The 23,155-nt window shown below is 50.6% G+C and carries 21 protein-coding genes; 16 read left to right on the forward strand and 5 right to left on the reverse strand.

The window, feature by feature from the left end; genetic code table 11:
• The first annotated feature begins 10 nt into the window (after nucleotides 1–10).
• The 6 genes from lolA (at nucleotide 11) to BTJ40_RS10165 (ending at nucleotide 5,498) form a co-directional block, all read left to right on the forward strand.
• Complete coding sequence (lolA, locus tag BTJ40_RS10140) at nucleotides 11–622, forward strand: outer membrane lipoprotein chaperone LolA (RefSeq protein ID WP_108732980.1); 612 nt, start codon at nucleotides 11–13, stop codon at nucleotides 620–622.
• Nucleotides 615–1,958, forward strand: coding sequence for a replication-associated recombination protein A (locus BTJ40_RS10145; protein WP_108732981.1), 1,344 nt, complete (start codon nucleotides 615–617; stop codon nucleotides 1,956–1,958). The genes lolA and BTJ40_RS10145 overlap by 8 nt, the downstream gene beginning before the upstream one ends.
• Nucleotides 1,959–1,977: 19 nt before the next feature.
• Nucleotides 1,978–2,352, forward strand: coding sequence for a fluoride efflux transporter CrcB (crcB, locus tag BTJ40_RS10150; RefSeq protein WP_108732982.1), 375 nt, complete (start codon nucleotides 1,978–1,980; stop codon nucleotides 2,350–2,352).
• 47 nt (nucleotides 2,353–2,399) lie between these two features.
• Nucleotides 2,400–3,683, forward strand: a complete 1,284-nt coding sequence (serS, locus tag BTJ40_RS10155; protein ID WP_108732983.1) for a serine--tRNA ligase — start codon at nucleotides 2,400–2,402, stop codon at nucleotides 3,681–3,683.
• Between the two features lie 92 nt (nucleotides 3,684–3,775).
• Nucleotides 3,776–5,161, forward strand: a complete 1,386-nt coding sequence (cysG, locus tag BTJ40_RS10160; protein ID WP_108732984.1) for a siroheme synthase CysG — start codon at nucleotides 3,776–3,778, stop codon at nucleotides 5,159–5,161.
• A gap of 73 nt (nucleotides 5,162–5,234) precedes the next feature.
• Nucleotides 5,235–5,498 (forward strand): hypothetical protein, encoded by a 264-nt coding sequence (locus BTJ40_RS10165; RefSeq protein WP_108732985.1) that lies wholly within the window; start codon nucleotides 5,235–5,237, stop codon nucleotides 5,496–5,498.
• Between the two features lie 22 nt (nucleotides 5,499–5,520).
• Here BTJ40_RS10165 and BTJ40_RS10170 read toward each other — a convergent pair whose 3' ends face one another.
• Entirely contained in the window at nucleotides 5,521–7,878 is a 2,358-nt protein-coding gene (locus BTJ40_RS10170; RefSeq protein WP_108732986.1) for a penicillin acylase family protein, read from the reverse strand.
• Between the two features lie 296 nt (nucleotides 7,879–8,174).
• Here BTJ40_RS10170 and BTJ40_RS10175 point away from each other — a divergent pair, with 296 nt between their 5' ends.
• The 4 genes from BTJ40_RS10175 (at nucleotide 8,175) to BTJ40_RS10190 (ending at nucleotide 13,774) form a co-directional block, all read left to right on the forward strand.
• Nucleotides 8,175–10,724, forward strand: coding sequence for a TonB-dependent receptor (locus BTJ40_RS10175; protein WP_108732987.1), 2,550 nt, complete (start codon nucleotides 8,175–8,177; stop codon nucleotides 10,722–10,724).
• A 296-nt stretch (nucleotides 10,725–11,020) separates the two neighbouring features.
• Complete coding sequence (gene egtB, locus BTJ40_RS10180; protein ID WP_238152186.1) at nucleotides 11,021–12,325, forward strand: ergothioneine biosynthesis protein EgtB; 1,305 nt, start codon at nucleotides 11,021–11,023, stop codon at nucleotides 12,323–12,325.
• Nucleotides 12,326–12,327: 2 nt separating this feature from the next.
• On the forward strand, nucleotides 12,328–13,296 hold the full coding sequence (gene egtD, locus BTJ40_RS10185; RefSeq protein ID WP_108732988.1) for an L-histidine N(alpha)-methyltransferase: 969 nt from the start codon (nucleotides 12,328–12,330) through the stop codon (nucleotides 13,294–13,296).
• Nucleotides 13,297–13,342: 46 nt separating this feature from the next.
• Complete coding sequence (locus BTJ40_RS10190; protein WP_238152187.1) at nucleotides 13,343–13,774, forward strand: DUF411 domain-containing protein; 432 nt, start codon at nucleotides 13,343–13,345, stop codon at nucleotides 13,772–13,774.
• A 12-nt stretch (nucleotides 13,775–13,786) separates the two neighbouring features.
• Here the strand turns inward: BTJ40_RS10190 and BTJ40_RS10195 are convergent, their stop codons facing one another.
• Nucleotides 13,787–15,034 (reverse strand): SLC13 family permease, encoded by a 1,248-nt coding sequence (locus tag BTJ40_RS10195; RefSeq protein ID WP_108732990.1) that lies wholly within the window; start codon nucleotides 15,032–15,034, stop codon nucleotides 13,787–13,789.
• Between the two features lie 77 nt (nucleotides 15,035–15,111).
• Between BTJ40_RS10195 and BTJ40_RS10200 the strand changes: the two genes are divergently transcribed.
• Together BTJ40_RS10200 and BTJ40_RS10205 are read left to right on the forward strand one after the other, a co-directional pair.
• Complete coding sequence (locus BTJ40_RS10200) at nucleotides 15,112–16,365, forward strand: MFS transporter (protein ID WP_108732991.1); 1,254 nt, start codon at nucleotides 15,112–15,114, stop codon at nucleotides 16,363–16,365.
• A 32-nt stretch (nucleotides 16,366–16,397) separates the two neighbouring features.
• Complete coding sequence (locus BTJ40_RS10205) at nucleotides 16,398–17,420, forward strand: hydrolase (protein ID WP_108732992.1); 1,023 nt, start codon at nucleotides 16,398–16,400, stop codon at nucleotides 17,418–17,420.
• Here BTJ40_RS10205 and BTJ40_RS10210 read toward each other — a convergent pair.
• Nucleotides 17,417–18,460, reverse strand: coding sequence for a methyltransferase domain-containing protein (locus BTJ40_RS10210; protein ID WP_108732993.1), 1,044 nt, complete (start codon nucleotides 18,458–18,460; stop codon nucleotides 17,417–17,419). The genes BTJ40_RS10205 and BTJ40_RS10210 overlap by 4 nt on opposite strands.
• A 293-nt stretch (nucleotides 18,461–18,753) precedes the next feature.
• On the opposite strand from BTJ40_RS10210, the gene BTJ40_RS10215 reads away from it, so the two are divergent.
• Together BTJ40_RS10215 and BTJ40_RS10220 are read left to right on the forward strand one after the other, a co-directional pair.
• Nucleotides 18,754–19,374 (forward strand): RNA polymerase factor sigma-70, encoded by a 621-nt coding sequence (locus tag BTJ40_RS10215; protein WP_108732994.1) that lies wholly within the window; start codon nucleotides 18,754–18,756, stop codon nucleotides 19,372–19,374.
• Between the two features lie 2 nt (nucleotides 19,375–19,376).
• On the forward strand, nucleotides 19,377–19,574 hold the full coding sequence (locus BTJ40_RS10220) for a zf-HC2 domain-containing protein (RefSeq protein ID WP_238152188.1): 198 nt from the start codon (nucleotides 19,377–19,379) through the stop codon (nucleotides 19,572–19,574).
• Nucleotides 19,575–19,617: 43 nt separating this feature from the next.
• On the opposite strand, the gene BTJ40_RS10225 is transcribed toward BTJ40_RS10220, so the two are convergent.
• Both BTJ40_RS10225 and BTJ40_RS10230 read right to left on the reverse strand, forming a co-directional pair.
• Nucleotides 19,618–20,106 (reverse strand): hypothetical protein, encoded by a 489-nt coding sequence (locus BTJ40_RS10225; RefSeq protein WP_108732995.1) that lies wholly within the window; start codon nucleotides 20,104–20,106, stop codon nucleotides 19,618–19,620.
• Nucleotides 20,103–21,035 (reverse strand): DUF2092 domain-containing protein, encoded by a 933-nt coding sequence (locus BTJ40_RS10230; protein ID WP_108732996.1) that lies wholly within the window; start codon nucleotides 21,033–21,035, stop codon nucleotides 20,103–20,105. Before BTJ40_RS10230 ends, BTJ40_RS10225 begins: the two co-directional genes overlap by 4 nt.
• Nucleotides 21,036–21,322: 287 nt before the next feature.
• Between BTJ40_RS10230 and BTJ40_RS10235 the strand changes: the two genes are divergently transcribed.
• Together BTJ40_RS10235 and BTJ40_RS10240 are read left to right on the forward strand one after the other, a co-directional pair.
• Nucleotides 21,323–21,727, forward strand: coding sequence for a hypothetical protein (locus BTJ40_RS10235; RefSeq protein ID WP_108732997.1), 405 nt, complete (start codon nucleotides 21,323–21,325; stop codon nucleotides 21,725–21,727).
• 85 nt (nucleotides 21,728–21,812) lie between these two features.
• Nucleotides 21,813–23,144: a TolC family protein gene (locus BTJ40_RS10240; protein WP_108732998.1), complete on the forward strand. Its 1,332-nt coding sequence runs from the start codon at nucleotides 21,813–21,815 to the stop codon at nucleotides 23,142–23,144.
• The last annotated feature ends 11 nt before the right edge of the window (nucleotides 23,145–23,155 follow it).

The following is a 23,155-nucleotide window of genomic DNA, read 5'->3' on the forward strand; positions in this document are numbered from 1 at the left end:
GGATTCCATAATGAAAAGAATTCTGCAGGGTCTGCTGCTTTCAATCAGTATTGCCGCCAGTGCAGCCTGGGCTGATGCCACCGATGAGCTGAGTGATTTACTCAAGCCATTGGAGGCGCTGTCGGGCAATTTTAAGCAGACGCTTATCGATGAGCGCGGCAAGGTCACACAAAAGAGCAATGGCAGTTTCTCTGTGCAACGCCCGGGCAAATTGCGCTGGAAAACTGGCGAGCCTTACGCCCAGTTGCTGGTGACGAACAATAAAACCCTATGGCTTTATGACCCGGACCTGGAGCAGGTAACGGTTCGCCCTGTGGATGCTCGTATTAAAGACACCCCGGCCCTGTTGTTAGGGGGTGAAGTAGAGGATATTCGGGGTTCGTTTAATGTAAGCCAGAAAGAAGGGGTTTATCACCTGACCCCCAAGAACCCATCGGCCCCTTTTAAGGCAATGGAAATTCGATTTGCCAAAAATGGCTTGCCGTCAGCAATGACCGTGCGCGATGGTATGGGGCAAATTACCGAAATCCAGTTCAGCGCCATTAAGGCGAACCCAAAACTTTCCGCTTCTATTTTTGATTTTAAGCCCCCGGCTGGTACTGACATTATTAAAGATGAGTGATCTGTTCGATACTCCCAAAACCCATCAGCCCTTAGCGGCCCGGATGCGGCCGAAATCTCTGGCTTACTATGTGGGCCAGTCGCATTTATTAGGGGAGGGCAAACCTTTGCGGGAGGCGGTAGAGCGCGGCCAGCTGCACTCAATGATTTTGTGGGGCCCTCCTGGTGTGGGTAAAACCACCTTCGCGCGACTTTTGGCTGAAGAGTGCGATGCTCGCTTCGCCACTTTGTCTGCGGTACTCGCCGGAGTTAAAGATATTCGCCAGGCAGTGGCCGAGGCTGAGCAGCACCGAATACAGTCTGGCCGCCATACCATTTTATTTGTTGATGAAGTGCATCGATTTAATAAAGCCCAGCAGGATGCATTCCTTCCCTACGTGGAGGAGGGTACAGTAACCTTTGTCGGCGCGACGACCGAGAACCCTGCTTTTGAGTTAAACAATGCACTGCTCTCCCGTTGTCGGGTTTATCTGTTGCGAAGTATTCCCGAAGAGGAGTTGCTGGGTTTACTGCACTTTGCGCTGCAAGCTGACCAGCAGTTGCGAGAGCGGGACGTTAATATCCCTGAAGAGGTATTGGGCAAAATTGCCCGGGCGGCAGATGGGGATGCACGCAGCGCTTTAAACTTGCTGGAAGTTGCCTGCGACCTGGCCAAAGAGGAAGCTGGGGGGTTGATCGTCGATGAGGATGTACTCTCCGAGGTCCTTAGTGCCGATGTTCGCCGTTTCGATAAAGGCGGCGATTACTTCTACGATCAAATTTCAGCCATGCATAAATCAGTGCGCGGATCGGACCCGGATGCGGCTCTCTACTGGTTTGTGCGGATGTTGGATGGGGGCTGCGACCCGCTGTATATTGCCCGCCGTGTCGTGCGCATGGCCAGTGAAGATGTCGGCAATGCGGACCCAAGGGCCTTGCAGTTGTCACTTAATGCCTGGGATGTGCAGGAGCGCCTCGGAAGTCCCGAGGGTGAGCTGGCAATCGCTCAGGCCATTACTTATCTGGCGGTAGCGGCAAAGAGCAATGCGGTTTACTCCGCTTACAATCGCGCCGTAGCGGATGTTCGACAGGAACCCAGCTACGAAGTGCCAGTGCATTTGCGCAATGCGCCCACCAAACTGGCAAAAAGCTTGTCCCATGGTGCTGAGTATCGCTATGCCCACGATGAACCCGACGCTTTTGCTGCGGGAGAAAATTACTTCCCAGAAGAGATTGCCGATCGCGAGTATTACCAGCCGGTTCCCCGGGGGCTGGAATTAAAGATCTCAGAAAAACTGCAGACACTGCGTCGACTGAATCGCGAGAGTGACAGGCGGCGCTACAGAAACCAAAAATAGATAGAAAGGAAGCAGGTAAATGCAGTTGCTGGCAGTTGCTCTGGGCGGCGCACTTGGGGCAGTTTTTCGTCACCTGGTGAGTATCTGGAGCTACCCGGTTTTCGAAGGACGATTTCCGTTAGGGACCCTGATTGTCAATTTAGCCGGTTCTTTTTTGATCGGCATTGTTTATGTTCTGATCGCCCACCGGGCTATGTTGGGGGAGGAGTGGCGCCTGCTCTTGATGACCGGGATGTTTGGCGCACTGACGACCTTCTCCACTTTCTCCCTAGAAAGCCTGATACTGTGGCACAATGGCCAGCCGCTGGTGGCCCTTGGCTATATTGTCGGCAGTCTTATTGGCTGCCTGTTGGCTACCGCTGCCGCTGTCGCACTGGCGATGCGGTACTTTTAATTTAACTTCTCTGTTGTAGGAGCCTGATAACAGGCGAACTGGAAACGATGCTCGATCCCAAACTGATTCGCACGGATATGGACCAGGTGGCCGCTGCCCTGAAAAAGCGCGGTGTAGAACTGGATACTGCCAAACTTGAAGCCCTTGAAGAGCGCCGCAAAGAATTGCAGGTGCGCACCGAGAGTTTGCAAAACGAGCGTAATAGCAAGTCGAAAAATATCGGCCGTGCCAAGGCAAATGGCGAAGATATTGCTCCGCTCTTGAAAGAAGTGGAGTCCCTCGGTGGCGAACTGCAAGATGCCAAACATGCACTGACTGAATTGCAGGAAGAGCTGGATGCGATTCTGTCTGCTATCCCTAATATACCCGACGCTTCGGTACCGGAAGGCGAGAGTGAAGACGACAATGTAGAGGTTCGTCGTTGGGGCCAACCGCGCACTTTTGACTTTGAAGTTAAAGACCATGTAGATCTGGGTACACATCTCGGTGGCCTCGACTTCGAGATGGCCGTGAAGCTCACCGGCTCCCGCTTTGCGGTAATGAGTGGTGATGTTGCGCGTCTGCATCGCGCTTTGGCACAGTTTATGCTTGACACTCATGTTGAAGAGCATGGTTATCAGGAAACCAATGTCCCGGTTGTTGTAAACGCTGATTCCCTGTACGGAACTTCCCAGCTGCCTAAATTTGAGGAAGACCTGTTTAAGATTGAAGATGATCGTGGTTTCTACCTGATCCCGACTGCGGAAGTACCCCTCACCAATATGTATCGCGATCATATTGTTGAAGACAGTGCGAGCCTGCCGCATAAATTGGTTGCCCACACTACCTGCTTCCGCTCTGAAGCTGGCTCTCACGGTCGCGATACTCGTGGCATGATTCGCCAGCATCAGTTTGAAAAAGTAGAGTTGGTTTGGGTGGCGCGCCCGGATCAGTCTGAAGAGGCATTGGAAACCCTGACGCAAAATGCTGAGACCATTTTGCAGAAGCTGAACCTGCCATATCGCACAGTCATTCTCTGCGGTGGCGATATCGGTTTCTCTGCTCGCAAGACTTACGATATTGAAGTCTGGATTCCCTCCCAGGATAAGTACCGAGAGATATCCTCTTGCTCCCTGGTAGGTGATTTCCAGGCGCGCCGAATGAAGGCACGCTGGCGCAACCCGGAAACCAACAAGCCTGAATTGGTGCATACACTGAACGGCTCCGGACTCGCCGTGGGCCGTACCCTCATCGCAGTTCTGGAAAATTACCAGCGCGAGGATGGCAGTATCGAGGTGCCCGAAGTATTGCGGCCCTATATGCGAGGCCAGGAAGTGATCTCAGCTTCCTGAGCGTAGCACTCCAAAAGGGCGAGCGTAGAGTTCGCCCTTTTTTGTTTGTAGAACTGAGTTTCACTTTGCCCGCTATTTGATGGAATAAGAAGTTGCGTTATTTACCCCTCGCATTTGATGTTAAAGATCATCCCTGTTTGATTGTTGGAGGTGGCTCCATTGCCACACGTAAGGCTCGCCTGTTGTGCAAAGGGGGAGCGCGTTTATTGGTGGTGTCCCCGGATATTACCGATGAGCTCCAGCAAATGGTGGCTGATTCAGGTGGGAAGTGGTTTCAATCCAGCTATTCGAGCAAGTACCTGCAAGAAGTGGGGCTGGTCGTAGCTGCATCTGATGATGAATCCGTTAATGCGGAGGTTTCAAGGGACGCCCAGTCGCAGCGTCTGCCTGTTAATGCAGTAGATGCGCCAGAATTGTGCACCTTTACTTTTCCGGCCATCGTGGAGCGGGGGGACCTGTCAATTGGAATTAGTAGCGGCGGAGCTGCTCCGGTGTTGGCGCGCAGAATCCGAGCCCAGCTTGAAGCGCTGTTATCACCGGAACTGGGGCCATTGGTAAACTTTGCAGCACAGATGCGGAGTAAGGTGAAAACGGCGCTTCCCGAGGCTCTGCGAAAAAATTTCTGGGAGTGGGTATTTGCCGGCCCAGTTGCTAACCGGATGGAGGCGGGGCAGCCGGTAGATGCTGAAAAAGCATTTCTCGATGGGTTGCATGATTGGCAGGGCAATCCCAGTCCGGTCGGCGAAGTTTACCTTGTTGGCGGTGGTCCAGGTGATCCCGATCTGCTGACCTTCCGTGCACTGCGCTTGATGCAGCAAGCGGATGTTGTGCTTTACGATCGACTGGTATCGCCAGAGGTTATGGAGTTGGTGCGCCGGGATGCAGAGCGGATCTATGTGGGTAAGCGGAAAGCGTTCCATGCGGTACCGCAAGATGATATTAACCAGCTGCTGGTAGATTTAGCCAGCCAGGGCAAAAAGGTCTTGCGCCTTAAAGGGGGAGATCCTTTTATATTTGGCCGGGGTGGCGAAGAGATCGATAAGTTATCTGATGCCGGTATTCCATTTCAGGTGGTGCCAGGTATTACCGCAGCGTCTGGATGTGCAAGCTATGCGGGTATCCCGTTAACACATCGAGACCACGCCCAATCCGTACGCTTTATTACTGGGCATTTAAAAGAAGGTAGCCTGGATCTTCCCTGGAGAGAGCTAGCGGGTCCCGGGCAAACTTTGGTTTTCTATATGGGACTTACCGGACTGCCAACTATTTGTGCAGAACTGGTTAAATATGGGCTTGACCCACAGACGCCGGCTGCCTTGGTTGAGAAGGGTACCACCCGCGATCAGCGAGTAGTGGTCGGTGACTTGGCCAGCTTGCCGGGCTTGGCGGAAGCTAGCGAGGTGCGCGCACCGACACTCACTATTATCGGTGGGGTTGTGAGCCTGCATGAAAAGCTCCAATGGTACCAGCCGGATTGAGCCAGTTAGCGGAAGCGCGCATTGGCACTGAGAGTACCTATACTGAATAGGTACTCTCAGTGTGGTGTTCAAAATGCTGTTTGCATTTATTCGTTTTTATTGCACCAATCTTGTGCGCTTCTTTCTACCTCCGGTCCGTGAAATTGCGGTTCCCTCAGAGCCTGATAGCCATACCCGGCGCTATACCTACCACTACCAGCAAAAGAAAAGCTGGGTGAAAAACCTCTGGATTTTCTCGGCAGCGCTGATGCTCTGCTTTCCGGCGTTGCCTTTCGTCCTGACCCTTATCTTCTTCACCACATTTTTGTCTTTCGCCATCCTTGATGAAACCGCTTGATTTCAAGGCTTACTGCCTGGCCTTAATTCAGGGTGAGGCGGTAGCGGGTCTCGCGTTTCGCAAGTGGGGATGCATTCCCCTCCGTCCAGTCCTTATGGCCGTTTCCAAAAAATGGTGACAGGGGATGGGCACTTTGGCCCGTGGCCATATGGAAAATACCATGGGAATCCCGACCAGGGGATACAACCAGGCGTTGGGACGCGCCGTGTGTCGGGGACTGGAAACGGGGCATATGGGTGTCCCCCTCGAGTGGCTCTGCAGGCATGGCCAGGAACCAGTTGAGTGGTGGTATCGCTTTGCCCAGCGGGTGCTGAATCTTTGCCATATTTTCAGCGCCCCAAGACTGTCGCTTTAGGGGCTGGTTGCTACGACTCATTTTCTCCAGTACTTGATCCAGGGCCGCGAGCTTTATCGCGTTCCAGGATTCAAAATCCGGGTTGAGGAGTTGTTGTGGCTCATTCTGGGCCATCTCCCAAAGTGGGTATTCAAACTGGCGCTTGAGTTGACCAAAGGAAAAGTTGGGTTGATGACGGCGCATATAGGTCAAAATTGGCGCTGTCGTTAGCTCCATCAGTTTGAGGCGGTAGTTGCGAACAATACGATAGCCAACAGAGTCGACGCTGGCGCGGCCTCCCCAGTTTTGAATCTGGTCGTTTATCTCGCGATAGTCTTCCTGATCTTCCAGTAGAGAAAGAAGATGTTGTTGCCACCGCTCGAGGAATAGGGCCTGATCGTCAAGCTGGATTTTTAACAGATCGCGCTCATTGAATGTCTCCTGAGCAAAAAGCCGGTCGCGAATCTGTTGTTGACGGGCACCAAGGGCATAGCCGTGGTTGCCCATCAGTTTCAGGTAGTCCCCGTCGACAATACGAGCATTGGCACTCCAAATTCGGGCGGACTCAGGATTGTATAAACGGGGGTACTCCTGTGCACTTATATAGCCATCCCAGTAGGCATTACCATCCGCCCAGCTGACTGATCGGCTGCCATCAAAGCCTACTCGCTTGGGAATAGCACCGGCTACTGACCAACCAATATTGCCCTCACTATCGCCTACCACCAGGTTCTGGTGGGGGATGCCGATTGAGGGGCCAAGGTTTAGTGCCTCTTCCGCTGTGCGGACCGCTTCCATGCTAAGCAGGTTCATATTGCCGCCGGGAATATCATGAGCAACCCAGCGGAAGGCGAGAGGAGCTCCACGGTGATTCGTGCCGATTACCGGCCCCCAGATGGTTGTGCGCACCTCTACGACTTTTGGATCGTCTCCTTTGATTGCGATGGACTCAGTCTTCAGACCAAAGTTTCTCCAACCGTCTGGTGTTTTATATTGATCGCCGTCTTCACTGAGTTCCAAGGGGATCAGATCGCTCCAATCTCCGCCGGTGTTGGTGAATCCCCAAGCGACCAGCTCGTTACTTCCAGCAACCATAATCGGACCGCCTGGCAGGGTGACGCCACGGATAAAGCGGTTGCTGCCAGGTATACTCCAGCCCGCCCGATACCAGATATTGGGAACACTGAGGCCGAGATGCATATCGTTGGCAAGAATGGCACCTCCGTGCGCGGTCAAGCTGCCGCCGATAACCCAATTATTACTGCCGTAGATTTTGTCATCACTCTCCATAGGCTGATAGACGATGGAGTCCTGTTTTTCCAAGAGTGAGGAAATCGGGGTTTCGGGGATGCTGACTTTTTTACGGGGCTCGCCAAATAATGGGGCGTCCCATCGCCCCCCTTTGGGAAAATAAAAAGCGTAAAGGTCCGCTGGGAGTAATTCGGCTAAAGCGGTATCGCGAAATTCATAGCTGCCCCGTTCACTTTGTAACGTCAGGTACATGCTGTATATAGTTAGCAGGCTGTCGGCAGAGCTCCAAGGGCGGGGTTCCTGGCCGAGCAACAAATATTCCCAAGGCTTTGCTGCAAGATTATTCAGACCAAAATTAACGCCTTTGACATATTGGTCTAACAGGGACTTCTGTTCCACTGGCATCGCAGAAATATTGCGTTCCGCTCGTTGGCGAAATTGATGCAAGCGTACCTTTTGATCATGTTTTACTGTGGATGAACCCAGTAATTCTGACAATTCCCCTGCGGAACTTCTCCGTAACAGATCCATTTGGAAAAAACGTTCTTGCGCATGCAGGAAACCCAATGCATAGGCCGAACTACTTCGGTTTTCAGAGTGAATTAATGGAATACCCTGTGTATCTCGCTCTATTACAACAGCTTCTTTTAATTCTCCTGTGGTGATAATTCCGTCGAGAATCGGCAGGCTTTGCCGGAGCCAGAGCCAGGCGGCAATAAAAAATAAAAGAATTATTACCCCAAAACCCAATAACAGCGTAGAGAAATATCTTTTAAAAAAAGGAAAATTTGTCATTGAGATTTCCGCTAATTCTCTGGATTGGTGTCGGTAGCACTTCTCTGTGCAATTTTAAAATCACTACTCAAGTTACCGGGAGATACAAGGGAGTAACTTTTAGTGACAATATAAAAGGCTCCAAAGCCCAGATTTTCCTGACATTCACTTCTATCCAGCTAAGAACTGACTGGTCACAATAAAAAAGTCATCGCAGGGTTTTCAATATGAAAACGCAACCGTAAGATGGCGTGCAATAACAAAAACAATAATAAATCGAAAACATCAGGCTGTATAACAATAAACGCGAGGACGCGATGATGCACGATGTTGGTAGAGCTGTACTAAACCGTAGATTCAATCTTTCCATCCTCTCTGGAACCATTGCTTTCCTCACCGCTGTAGGCAGTCATGTTCAGGCCGCGGAAATTGAGGAGGTTGTCGTTACCGCCCAGAAGCGGGCGGAAAATCTACAGGATGTACCTATCGCGATTTCTGCTTTTACCGGGGACAATATAAAAGAAGCTGGTGTCAAAAATTTGACTGATTTGGGGAAGTATACGCCAGGCGTCGAGATGCACAACGATACCGCCCTGCAGCCGACATACAGTATTCGCGGTGTGCAAACCAATGACTGGACCATAGGCTCCGATCCCGCAGTAGCTGTTTATGTAGATGGCGTATATACCGGCCGCAGTGCCGGTGCAGAGATACCCTTGACTGATATTGAGAGGGTTGAAGTCCTCAAAGGGCCCCAAGGTACGCTATTCGGCCGAAATGCCACCGGTGGTGCGATTCACATTATTACTACCAAACCCCAGGCAGATGACTCTACAGAATTAAATCTGACCGCGGGTAATTATGAGCGCCAGTCATCGGACCTGTTGGTTAATCGTCAAATTGCCGACAACCTTTATGGCCGATTTTCGGCGTCCACAAATCGCCGGGATCCCTATGCGGATAACCTGGCAAATGGATTCTCAGTGGGAGACCAGGATACCCAGACCTATCGCGCTTCTTTGTTGTGGGAACCGGCAACAGATACAGAGGTACTGTGGCGCGCCAACTACGGGGTGATGGATCAAGGCAGCGCTCTTCGCACGACCATAGTACCCAGCCTTAAAGAGGGTACGGATGTTTTTGGCGATTACGCCCTGGATACGCCAACTATTGAAGATCGGGATTCCTTTGGCACTTCACTGACAATTACCAAAGATTTCGATAATTTCACTTTTACCTCGATCACTGCCTATAGCGAATTCGATGCTCATCTGCAACAGGATGAGGATGGGACCGCCAACCCAGATTATATGTTTGGGTCGGCTAATACTGATGATCAAAGCCAGTTCTCCCAGGAATTCCGTCTCAATGGTGCTACGGATACCATCAAATGGACATTGGGCGCCTCTTACTCTGAAGAGGAAGTCGATCATACTACTTACGCCAACTTTACTACTGGTTCGGTGGAGTCCTTTGCCGTGTATGAAGGGGTCAAGGCAGCCTATCCGGATTTGACTCAAACTGAGCAAGAGGATCTGGCTGTTATAACCCGCGCGCAGTTACAGGAGGCGGGACTGGAAGGGGTTGCCAGCGCCTCCTTTGTCTATGACTTAATGCTACAGACCGGTCAGGTAGATGCTTTACTTGCTGAGCTTGGCGCTTCAGGTATTACTGGCGACATGCTCTACGCGGATGATGTCGTCGCGCAAATGGTGCCGGGCTTCAACCCCTGGATCGCCTCAGATGCACACTGGGGTGAGAGTGTTCGCAACACTGGTGATTACCGCTCCAGTGCTATTTACGGCGATATGACCTGGAGCATCACCGATAAGATGGATCTTACTGTCGGTGCTCGTTATACCTACGACCAAAAAGATTTCACCATCCAGACGGCCTATGGCAACAGTATTCCGTTGTCTCTGTCTGGTGGAGCGGTGCGTCTGGTTGATGAGGACGGTAATGTTATTGGCAGTCTGACCCTGCCAGAAGTTGACCTGGGGTCGCAGTTGTTCGGAATTGCGTTCTTCAATAATGGTCAGCCTGTGCTGGACTCTAAGCTGAGCGATAGCTGGAGTGATCTTTCCGGGCGTATTGTGTTGGATTATCGCTGGAACGAAGATGTGATGACTTATGTCTCCCTCGCTGACGGGTTTAAAGCAGGCGGGTTCAATAGTCTTAACTTTGGCCCCGGGGTGGAGGCATCATTTGACCAGGAGGATGTTGTTAACTTCGAAGTTGGTCTCAAGAGCAGCTTGTTTGATAACCAAGTACGCCTGAATACCTCTGTTTATACCTATGAATACAATAATCTTCAGGAGTTGGATTTAGTGGGTACTCCCATACCCAGCTATAACCTGAGAAACTCCGACGCCGAAGGTACAGGCGCTGAGATTGAAGTGCAGTGGGCAGTGACCGACAGCTTGTTTGTTGCCGGTAATTACTCCTACCTGGATACCGAATTTACGGACTACCAGATCATTGAAGCGATTGGTGAGACAGAAGAAGACTCGAAAGTAGGCCAGTCCCGCGTATCGACTCCGGAGAACAAACTCAACCTAATGGCTGAGTACACGGTAGCCCTGGTCTCCGGTGGGGAGTTTGTATTCCGTGGCGATTATAACTGGACTGATGAGCGTATAGGTTCGATTACTGACCGCACACGCATTGTCGAAGACTATCAGTTGTTCAACCTGCGAGCTGCCTGGAATAGTCCCTCAGAGAGTTATTCCCTGGCGCTTTGGGTACAAAATCTGACGGATGAAGAAATTGCCGGTGGCTATGGTGGTACCGGTGCCGCCATTGGTGCCAGCCCTGCTTGGCGTTTTATGCCGAGAATGTACGGCGCCGATTTAACGGTACGATTTTAATTAACATGGAAAGATAGGCGCTATTGTCGAGCTTGGGTCGGCGTTGGCCGATAAACTATGTTTAGATCGGGAAAATTGCGTCTAAATTTTGAAATAAATAATACATAAGGCAGTTTTTGCTCTATTTTATTAAGTTATTCCTGTCAGCATGACGAGAGAGTGGGCCGGTTCATCCGGCCCTTTTTTTTATTTTCCTGCAAGAGAAAAATAAACTGGCGCATATCCCCCTCTGTTGAATAGCAAGCCCCTAGGTTTACGCCTAAAACTGCGTATGATGATTTCAATAGAGAAGAAATGTGTCGCAGTTGATTACTAATATGGCAATACATGTCGGTGAGGTAACTTTAGAGGAAGTAGAACAACAACTTCTCCATGATTACCAGAAAGTCCGCGCAGAGACTGAGAATCTTTCGTTGCCGCTATCCCCAGAGGATATGCAGTTGCAATCCATGCCCGATGCCAGTCCTACCAAATGGCACCTGGCGCATACGAGCTGGTTCTTTGAAACCTTTATCCTGGCAACCAGGTTGCCTGGATATCAAGCGTTTAATCCACACTTTAACCACCTGTTCAACTCTTACTACAACAGCTTGGGCACACCCTTTGCGCGCCCCAACAGGGGGCTGATATCGCGCCCGGACACTGCCCAAATCTATGAATATCGAAAATTCATTGATGATTCAATGCATAGCCTGCTTAGCCAGTACCCGATTTCTGAAAATCTGACAGCACTGGTTCAGTTGGGATTGAACCATGAGCAGCAGCACCAGGAATTGATATTGACTGATATCAAGCATGCTCTATCCGCTAATCCTATGGCGCCGGCTTATCGGGATTTGTATCCAGAGGATGAGGACGGAGCGTTGGAGCCGCTCCGTTGGCTCAGGATACCCAGGGACTTCTATGGGATTGGAAGTAATGGCGACACTTTTTGTTTTGACAATGAAGGGCCGGAACACCAGCATTTTGTCGATGAATTTTTTATCGCCTCCCGCCTGGTAACTAACGGTGAATATCTTGAGTTTATTGAAGATGGTGGCTATGAGCAGCATCGGTTGTGGCTGTCAGATGGCTGGTCACTCGTAGAAAAGCATCGTCAAAAGCATCCGTTTTACTGGCGGCTGACTGACAGTGGTTGGCAGCAGTACACACTCCACGGTTTGCTACCCTTAAACCCTGTTGAGCCTGTCTGCCACCTTTCTTTTTATGAGGCAGATGCTTTTGCTACCTGGGCAGGGAAGCGCCTGCCTACAGAATTTGAATGGGAAGCTGCCGCTTGTCATTTGCGCCAGCCGAATCAGATGGCAGCAGCCAACTTTCTGGAAAAACGCCACTTCAGGCCTTTACAGGCACAGCAGGGGCAGATGCAGTTTTTAGGAGATCTGTGGGAGTGGACCTCCAGTGCTTATCTACCTTATCGCGGATTCAAGGCCAGGGAGGATGCCGTGGGTGAGTACAATGGAAAATTTATGTGTAACCAAAAGGTCCTGCGCGGTGGATCTTTTGCAACCCCTGCTGACCATATCAGGATCAGTTACCGCAATTTCTTTTACCCACATCAATCGTGGCAATTTACCGGTATCCGTTTGGCAGGAGACTAAATGTGAAAGCGGCCTTATCATCGATTCAGGAAAGTTCACACCAGGAGCATGAATTTCTAAAGGATGTTTTAAAGGGTTTGGCAGGCGATCAGAAGACTTTACCGTGTAAATATTTGTATGATGAACTGGGTTCTCAGTTGTTTGAGAAAATATGCAATGTTGACGATTATTATTTAACCCGCACAGAAGCTGAGATATTTAATCGATATTTACAGGATATTGCTGAGGAGATTGGGCCAGGGGCGCTTTTGGTTGAGCCCGGTGCAGGCAACTGTGAGAAAGTTGAAGCCCTGTTGCAGTTACTGGAAAGCCCCAGCGGCTATTATCCTATCGACATTTCTCCGGAAATTCTCTTTCTGGCTAGCCAGCGCATCAAAAAGGGGACGCCACACATTTCTGTTTGGCCTGAAGTCGGTGACTTTACCCAGCCTGCAGTCTGGGACAACCTGCCGAATATTGAATCGAGGAAGCGAGTGGTTTTTTTTCCGGGGTCGACTATCGGGAACTTTGAGCCGGATAGGGCGGAAGCGTTACTGGAGACATTTGCCGCTAACTTGAGGTCTGGGGATGGACTATTGATAGGTACCGATCTGGTTAAAGATTCGGTGATTCTTGAAAGGGCCTATCACGATAGTGAACACATTACCGAAAAATTTAACAAGAACCTCCTGCAACGAATCAATAGTGAATTGGGAGGCAACTTTGATTTGTCATCATTCTCCCATCGTGCCTTCTACCAACCGTTGCGGCAACGAGTGGAAATGCATTTAGTTAGCCTCAAGGAGCAGAGTGTTTCCATTGCTGGAGAAAAGGTTTTCTTTTTGGAAGGTGAGACTATTCATACGGAGAATAGCCATAAGTACAGGATCAGTAGTTTTAATACTCTGTTAATGAAGGGGGGATTTAGGCCTGTTCGATACTGGGCTGATCCTACCGAATCCTATGCTATACACTATGCTCAAGCGATATAGCGAATTTGTAAGTTTACTACTCGCACTGACAATTTTGAATTTGCCAGTGAGTTCAACTGGCTCCGAGAAAAAAATCCAGTGGGATGCTGAAAATTTTATTGTTTATAAACATCCACTTTGCTTTTGCTGTAATAAGTGGGTGGATTATTTGCGGGAAAACGATATTGCAGTATCCAGTAGCTCTGAGCTGAACATGACAAAAGTTCGGCAGCAATGGGGAATTCCTCGGGGAATGGAGGGGTGCCATACAGCGGTATGGCACAACAAATATGTTTTTGAGGGGCATGTACCTGTCAGTTATATCCTGCGATTTCTCTCTTCACCGCCTGAAGGTGGAATTGGCCTGGTGGTTCCAGGTATGCCGATTGGTAGCCCTGGAATGGAAGTGGACGGTAAGTTTGAACCTTACAATATCTATCTGCTACTCAAGGGGGGGGATTACCGCCCCTTTGCCCGTATCGAGAAACCCGAGGTTTAGCTTATCTCCGGGTCACTGCTGCAACGAGCCATACCAAATAATATATAAATAGCTGGTCACCACACTGATAATACTTACCGGTAACATGAGTAAGAAGAACTGCCAGAAGTTAAAGGGTTGAATACCAAATTTCTCTGCTTGCTGAAGTACTATGACGTTACTTGCAGCACTAATGATAAAGAGATTTCCAGCTACAGTAGATATGGCCGACAACATCATAAGTGTTTGAGTGTCATGTCCCTCCAGCAAATTCAGATAAATTTCCACTACGGGAACATTGGAGAACAGTTGGCTGGCAAAAAAGCTGACAAAAGTCACGGTTTCCGGTTCGGCTAAATCAATTCCGCTTTGACGAAGGAAAAACTGTAACGAACCGGATTTAAGTAGTGAACCGGTTACTATAAACATGGAAATAAAAAAGAAGAGAGTTGGCCAGTCTACCTCGCGCAATATTCTTCTTCTCTCATGGCTTGCCAGATAGATTGGTGAACACGCGACCAAGCCAATTTGGCCCAGTGTAGGGTGGTAAATACCTTCTACGTTGTGTAAAACACTGGCCAGGGCTATCAGAATTATCAGGAGAATCGCCGATAGCAGCGGTGGCCATTTTTGCGCTATATCATTGTCCTTGCGGGGTTTAATGGCCACATTGTGGTTGGACTCGTTAAATTTCAGGAACCGCTTTAACCAAAAAATAGAGAGTATCAAGGTGATTGCTGCGGGGATAAATATCCATTCGGCAAACACCAGAAACATATTGTCAAACTGTCCTTCATTGGCGATCAGGATATTTTGTGGATTTCCAACGGGGGATACCATACTGCCAATCGTCACGGTTGCGCAGAGTAAAATAAGTAGAGGCACAACGCCCCATTTCATTTCCTTTGCCATGAGTAGAGCGATAGGTACACCAATAACCGCCGCTGCATCATTGGTGAGTAGGGCTGCACACACAGCCATGATCAGGACATAGCTGGCCAGTATTGTATTGGGACCTTTTCTGGAGAGTATTCTCTTGCTGATTTGCGCAGAAATACCTGTGTCATAGAGAGCTGATGCAATCGAAAACACCGAGAAAAGGTAGAGGATCAGGTCCCAATCAACAGCAAAGAAAGCGTCGACCAGTGTAATTTGCCTTAATGCCAATAGTACCACTGCGCCGAGGGTCATAATATGCCAGATACGAAAGGCAGGAGGCAGCCATTGGCGTGCGGCTATCAGGATAAAGATGATCGCTGAGACAATTAAGCTGATAGACATCTATCGTTATCCGAAGGTCACTAGTCCCAACTGCTACTCTGGATTTCAGAATTGCTATTTATCTGAGGCCCATTCCAGTGCAGCGGAGTACCGACAAGGCCGTTCATAAGAGTTTAAACAAACCTCTCCTCTTTACGAATTTCTTTGCTGGAGATGTGGTCGCAGGCTTGGGGCCCTATCTGGCAATCTACCTACTTTCCGCAATGCACTGGAAGCCAGGAGATATTGGGGTTGTTCTGGCAATCGGCGGTATAACTACGGTTCTGTTGCAGACTCCCGCAGGCGCATTCATTGATAGTACGCGTTTTAAAAGGGGGCTTATTGCCACTTGCGGGATTATTATTGGAATCGTTTCCATCACTATTGTGGAATTTACCAGTCACAAGCCTTTGATTTACCTATCCCAGGTGTTGATGGGAGGCGCAATTGCCTTTATTGCCCCCTCAATTGCAGCGATCACACTGGGGGTTACCAACGATGATACTTTCACTTACCAAACGAGTGCCAATCAGGCTTCCAATCATGCTGGTAACGTCTTTGCCGCAGGGCTCGCTGCAATTCTTGCTTTGACTATTTCCGGACAGGGGGTGTTTTGGCTGATGGCAGTCATGGGCGCCCTGATGGCCATGTCCGTGGCCTTTATTCCGGGTAAGTCCATCGATCATATCCGTGCCAGGGGCGGGGAGCGCAAGGACGAGGAAGGCAGGGAGCAGCCGTCAGGGTTTAAATCACTATTGTCTGATAGACGCTTGGTAGCACTGGCTGTCAGCGTTTTTTTATTTCACTTTGGCAATGCAGCAATGTTGCCGCTGGTGAGCCAAAAGCTATCGATTGACTCAAATGCCGATATTGCTATCGCTTTCACTTCAGCCTGTATTATCGCCGCACAATTTATGATGATGCTTATGTCCTTTATGTGCGCTGCCAAGGCAGATGTATGGGGGCGTAAGCTGATTTTCCTGATTGGTTTTTTTATCAATCCGATACGGGCTCTACTGTTTATGTCAACAGACAACCCGTATTTCCTGGTGGCGATTCAGTCATTAGATGGAGTGGCTAATGGTATATTTGGCGTCATCATTATTTTGATGTGTGCTGACCTGACACGGGGTACGGGCCGTTTCAATGTTACCCAGGGGGCCATGGCAGCGTTGGTGGGGATTGGCTCGGCGTGCAGTAACTTTTCTGCGGAGTATATCGTTCAATACTTCGGCTATAACGTTGCATTTCTTACCCTGGGTGCCATTGCTCTGGTTGCAGGCATATTTTTTCTGATTTTTGTCCCGGAAACTAAGGGAATCAAAATTCGCAAACTATCAGTGGAAAGCTGACAGTTCGGCGGATCAACAACCAATAGAAACCTATGATCAATTCTTTCTCTCCGGCAACAGGACTTGGCAACCGACATATTCAGACTGTGTTTAGCCGCTTTCACCGTGCCAGGCCTTGGATTGCGACAGGATGTCGCTGGTACGATACGCCAGACGGTGACCGACTCTCTCTACATTTTCCCCGGTTGCTGCGCAACGATGCTGAGCAGCCCTTGGTGTTGATATTACACGGACTGGGTGGTTCGGTTGAGTCGCCCTATGTGCAGGGCCTGATGGAAACTCTCATCGCTGATCATTTTCAGGTTGCGGTGATGCATTTTCGAGGTTGTGGCGGAGTCCCCAACAGGTTGCCCAGGGCCTATCACAGTGGCGATAGTGACGATCCCCGCTGGTTGGTAAACGAACTTAAGAAAGAATTTCCATTAACCCGGATTGCCGTGGTTGGCTTTTCACTGGGAGGGAATGTTGTGCTCAAGATGTTGGCTGAGGACGGGAACTATGGGCAAGTGGCCGCAGGGGTTGCGGTTTCGGCGCCTATGGACCTCCATGCTTGTAGTCGCTATATCAACACTGGTCTATCTCATTTTTATGAGCGCCATTTGATCAGCGGGCTGCGCTTGAGTTTGCTCAATAAGGCGAAAGACCCGCATTTGGCAGCGGCACTGCCGGATCTCAATTGCAGTGGGGATTTTGTCGATTTCAGGCATTTCGATAACGCTTTCACCGCGCCATTGCACGGTTTCCGCGATGTGGACGACTATTACACCCAGGCATCCAGCAAGCCGTTACTCAAAGACATTCGTACACCAACTTTAATCATCCATGCTGTGGATGACCCTTTTGTCTGTCCATCGGCGATTCCCGCGCCTTGCGAGGTCAGTTCCGCCGTTGACTTGGCGGTGAGTAATCAGGGAGGGCATGTGGGATTTATCGATGGGACGGTATGGAGTCCCAGCTATTGGCTGGAGAAAAAGATACCGCACTTTTTGGGATCGGTAGTTGGATATCCAAAGGGAGCCCAGCAAGGGGGCTCCCATTCACAGGCACTAAGTTAACAGCACTGGGCTTCGGATTGCTCAGTTGCAGAGATTGTGACAAATGGTATTTCCTTGCCGCAGCCTGGAAACAGGCCAAAGTGTTGAGAAAAATCACCGATAAATTCAAAGTGGGGCGCAAGGCGGGTCTCTGCGAGCATTCTCCAGGTATTGCCGCACACAGGGAAAACTCGCCCGGTCTCAATAGTGTGATGGCCATCCAGGACAAACTGATCGGCGGAGCCAGGGATTGTGCCTTTGTAAATTACCGCTTGGCCGTAGTCCTCACAGTCTTTCTCCAGCTGTGACAGCTTAAACAAGCGATAGGTCGCTGAAAAAAATCGGACTGAGCCGCAGCGTTGGGCCAGAGTTGGGTTGGTGACCAGTAATGGGCGGCTCTCTACCAGGCGCGGATCACGGAAGCCACTGCTCTGGGAAATATCCAGGAAATCATTCCAATAGAGTGCGCCCCCTAAACACTCGCCGAACAGTTCGGGGTCAGAACTGATCGCAGGGGGAATACGACGGTCGGCATAGACATCGGAGAAGTAAAACTCTCCCCCTTCTTTCAATAGCCGGAACAAGCCCTTGAGTACAGCATCTTTGTCTGTGGAGAGGTTAACCACGCAATTGGAAATTATCACATCAAAGCTCTCAGGCTCTAATTCCAGTTCCCCCAGCTTCTCGATATAGCCATGCAGGAAGCGAACATTGTCGTAGCCGAACTTGTCGGCGTGATGGGTCTGATGCTGTCTGGCTACGGCCAGTTGTTCCTCTGTCATATCGACGCCCACCACTTCACCCTTGGGGCCGACTAATTGCGACAGCAAATAAATATCCCGGCCCGAACCGCAACCGAGGTCCAGCACTCGACATCCCTCCAGGAGGGGTGGGCAGACAAGGCCGCAACCGTAGTAACGGGATAGAACATCCGGGTGAATATTTGACAGCAAAGGTTTCAGCCACTCTGGCATATCGGTGGGGTCACAACAGGCATCGGTCTTCAGGTCGGAAGAATTTTTCAGTTGGCGTCCGTAGTAGTCCTGTACTAAATCGTGCATTGGCTTTTTACCTATTGCGAGTGTTATCCAAAAGGTGCAGTTGCGCTTTATTTAGCGCTCTTTGTAATTTTGCTGAGGAAGTGTAACAAGTCTGTGGTTCCTGCGACTAAAAACCAGAGGTATCACGGCAAAGCAGAAAAGTCTTAATTGGCACAAAAATACCAGCACGATGTGCTGGATATTTCAGAATCAGCAAAATTGCTTTTTGGTGTCAGTGGGAATTGGTAGGTAGAGAATCGCGTTATTATCGTTAATATCGGTTATCTCCGCTTCGATATTATGAGGGAACGTAATTGAGCGATCATCTAGCTCCCAGTACTTCCACAGAGTCCAGCGCCGAGGGTTCTCTGCAGAACTCGCAGTTCCTGGTCGATTTGCGTCAACAAATGCTGCGTTTTGCCAGCTTACAGTTGCAGGATACGCAACTGGCAGAAGATGCCGTTCAGGAAGCATTGATGGGAGCCTTAAAGAACTCCCGCAGTTTTTCTGGGCGCTCTGCCTTAAAGACCTGGGTCTTTGCCATTCTCAAGAACAAAATCGCCGATATATTGCGCCAGAGGCAGCGTTTTGTCGATGCGGATCAATTGGTGCGCGGGGATAGGGAGGAACATGATCACGACGAGCTATTCGATCAGACAGGACACTGGCATAAGGATGAAAAGCCCAAACGCTGGGCCGACCCCGAAGCCGCAATCCATGACAAACATTTCTGGCGGATTTTCGAGGCCTGCCTCAGTCATCTCCCTTCGCGCCAAGCGCAGATTTTTATGATGAGGGAGTTTATTGAGCTGGAGAGCCATGAGATATGTGCTGCCATGGAAATTACAGTTAGCAACTTAAATGTCACATTGCACAGGGCGCGCCTTCGCCTGCGTGAGTGCCTGGAAGATAACTGGTTCGGTGTGGAGAAATGACAATGATGAAAACCTGTCGTGAAGCCACGCGATTGATGTCTGAATCCCAGGAGCGGGACCTGCATATCTCCGAGCAGGCGAGCCTTAAATTACACTTGGCGATGTGTGCTCCCTGCCGTAACTTTGGCAAGCAGCTGAAGACTTTGAGGCATATCACCAAGTCTTATGCCGAGGGTGGCCCCGAGAAAGCAGAAAAATAGTTTTGCCTACTCCCCTGGGGCCGAATGTCTCTCTCAGATACTCCTAGCGGGGAGGTGGGACAGGGCGATAAGCGATATGTCCGCCGACAAAGTGCGGCTGATACCAATAGGTCCCACAGTGCTCATAGGTAACATTGCCAACGGTTACCGCCACGCAGCTACGAGGTAGCGTATACAGCCATCCACCAATACCTACTGCTGCCGCAGTGCCCCAAAATGCCGGTCCAGGATAGGGCCAGTAATGGGGGCGCCAGGGAGGTGGGGGGTAGGGCGGACGATGCGGACGAAATGGGGGGTGATTTGGGAAACGCCTCGCAAACTCTCCCGGCGCATAGCCACCGTGAAAGCCCCCTCCCATAGGGCGCATACCATTAAAATGACCTCCAATGTTGAAGTGGGCTCCTCCACCGCCAAACCGGCCAAAGGCCTCAGCTGCGGGACTGACCAGTGCAGCCAGTAACGCCCCCGCCATCAGGGTGGGCACAACCAGTTGCGCAATGAACCCTGACTTTTGACAGTTGCGATGCATCATGGCGTGGCCTCCTTGTTGGGTTCTGCCTTCTTAAACGGGATCTGTTTGAGCTTGTCAGTGGACGGGCTAAATTGCCCGGCCGCACCGGGTTTGGCCTCCATCCACTTCAAGGTGGCGATGAAGCGGGGTTTAGCGGGATCTCGGGTATTGACCGTCGAAATGCGAAGGGGTAGCGGAGTATCGCCGGCCTTGATCCAGATTTCCCAATCCAGGTTTTCAGAGCGGAATGCCCAGTGCTCGGTTTTATGGCCGTCCACCATGGGGCGGTTTACAAGGAAACCCTCTTTTATGCCGGACCAAACATTTTCCTTTCTTCCCCATTCGAGAAGGTCGGCAAAGGGAATTTCAATACCGTAATCCTTGGCGGCTTTGGTCAGTACCTGCGCTGTGGGCTGGGAAGCTTCCATCTCTGCGAAGTAACCATCGCGGGGAGCAATGATGGTGAATTTGTCGCCATTGTGAATAAACTGGCGGGTAATAGAATCCGTCTTCAAGTCTACGCGTAATTGTTTGGGGGGCATCGCCATGTATTTAACGGTACCGCCAATTAAGAGCTTCTCCTGATTTTCCAGCACAACCTCGGTAAATATATCGGCGTTGAACATCAGCATTTTGAGGCTGGCGAGGTAGTCACCCATTCGCTTCAGTGTGGCCATCGCCCTGGGGTCAAGGGGCTCATCTGACTGTATAGTCCCCACTTGACCCTGCGGAGGTTGGCCCTGTTGCATTTGTCCTGAAGGTGGTGGGGTATCGCTACTGGCTGGCGGTGGAGGTTGCTGTCCTGGTGGCGGGGTTTGTCCCTGGGCATCTGTATTATCAGGTTGTGGGGGTGGGGCAGGGGTTTGAGCGACAATCGCGGGTGATATCACCATCGCCGCTGCAAGTATCAGCGCTCTAGCAAGGCCGCCGAAAGGGTGAAGAGCAAGCATTTACCGGTACCTCCCAATGCTTAGCCGTAGTTGTGGCATCTGAATCAGTGTAGAGGAGAACCTTTGCGCCTGCTGTTTGCTGATATCCAACTACCCTTCGATACTCCTGTGGAAACTGGAGTGATTACCGGGACTTTAAAAACTTGAAAACTGCCGGGTCTCTGAAGCCGGGCTTCCTTGGATCTCGGGTCAAGTTCACAGCGCTTAGCAAAAGTTGGCAGCATTTAATTGAGCGTACCGGACTTGTTTGCTAGAGTCGGCTCACGATTCAAAATTTCGCTGTTCCTATGAATGTGGCCCGACTGTCATTTTTGCTGATCGCTCTGCTGGTCTTCCAGACCGCAGGCGCGTTCTATGATAGTCACGACGAACTGGAAGATATCACTTATCACTTTTCTTCCACTCACACAGCACCTTCACAAGGAGCTGCACCTGATTCTGCTGATGAACCAGCTGATGTTTCTCTTGTCTCTTCCACCCCGCTTTCCTCCGCAGGCGATGATCAATCGGCACCAGTGCTGGATTTTTGCAATCATTGCTGCCATTGCCACGGAATTAACGGTACGGGGCTTTTGGGACACTCCTATCAACCCCTTTTATGGGGTTCTTTGACCTACGGTGAAGTTGCTGGCGCAGCTGTGCCTTCAGGTTATTTTTCTCCTCTACTGCGCCCACCCATAGCCCAAGTCTGATTAGTCAGTTGCTGCGTGTACCGCTATAGAAATTATTAGCTATAGCCCGTGTGCCGCCGATCGAGATGTGACTTGGGAGAATTCCATGGATTTTTATCGCACGCTCTGTGAGAGCGTGGCTGGTCGCGCAACCGCCAAATTCCTGGTGGTGGGTGTTTTGTGTTTGTTTGCGCAGGCTACATTTGCGCAAAAGGGGGACTTGCTGACACTTCCGGATGCAGTCGGGCTCACGCTCGCACAGAATCCGGAACTCGCAGTATTTCCACTGCAAAAAAGAGGGCTGGACGGTGCTGGGCAGACTGCCGCACTGAAACCGGCGATGGAGTTGGGGGTTGAGACTGAGTACAAACACTTCAGTGAGGATAACTCGGCTAATTCCCCAGACCCTGAGGATGACGCAGACAATGAGTTTGAACTGACAGTAACTCTGTCTTCTGTTGTGGAGCTGGGCAACAAGCGCCAGGCACGCATTGACGTTGTCAATGCACAACGAGATCTATTGATTGCCGATGAGCAGGCCAAGGCCCTGGATCTTTTGGCAGAGGTTATCCGCCGCTATGCACAAGTACTTGCCGCTCAGGAGTTGGTGGTTTTGGCAGAAGAGAAAGTTTCTCTCGCTCGCGAAACCTTAGGTGCAGTCAGTACGCGAGTTACCGCTGCTGCCAGCCCGGTGTCAGAGCGCCTGCGTGCGGAATCTGCCCTTGCCAAGGCTATCCTCGCTGAGAAGAACGACCAGAGCATGCTGGAGTACTACAAGCATGCTCTGTCGGCCTTGTGGGGGCAGCCCAGCCAAAGCTACCAGGTGGATTCCGCTGAATTATACCGCTTTGAACCTGGCGTGAGTTTTGAGGTGCTTTATGACAGGGCCCAGGAAAATCCTGCTATTGCGCGCTTTGCCTCTGAAGAGCGTTTACAGGCCTCGCGACTGCGCCTGACCCAGGCAAATTCGAGACCGGATGTTGGGTGGTATGCAGGCCTTCGCTCGAATCCTGCGGTTGATGAAACTGCGGTTCTCGCCGGTTTCAATATTCCCCTATTTGCAGCAAAGCGCAATCGCGGTGCTGAGCTAACGGCCTTGACGGAACTTGATGAAGTTATGCTGCGTCGCGAAGCGGCGTTGTTGCAACTTTACCCCCAGCTTTATCTGGCTGTGACGAGCCGCGAGCAGGCGCTCAATACTGTCTCTACTTTACAGGACTCTGTAATTCCCAAACTTCGTCAGGCTTTGGCTGAAGTAGATCGCGCTTACCGCCGCGGCAGAGATTCCTATGTTGACCTGATTTCCGCAAGAGAGGAATTGCTTAATGCTGAACGGGCGCGCATCGAAGCAGCGCGTTCAGTTCTTCTTTTTGGCGCGGAGATTGAACAGCTGACCGCCAGGCCCCTGGGCCCTTTGGGCGTTGATAGCAGTAAATAATTCTGGACTGA

The organism is Microbulbifer sp. A4B17, assembly GCF_003076275.1.
Taxonomy (GTDB): Bacteria; Pseudomonadota; Gammaproteobacteria; order Pseudomonadales; family Cellvibrionaceae; genus Microbulbifer.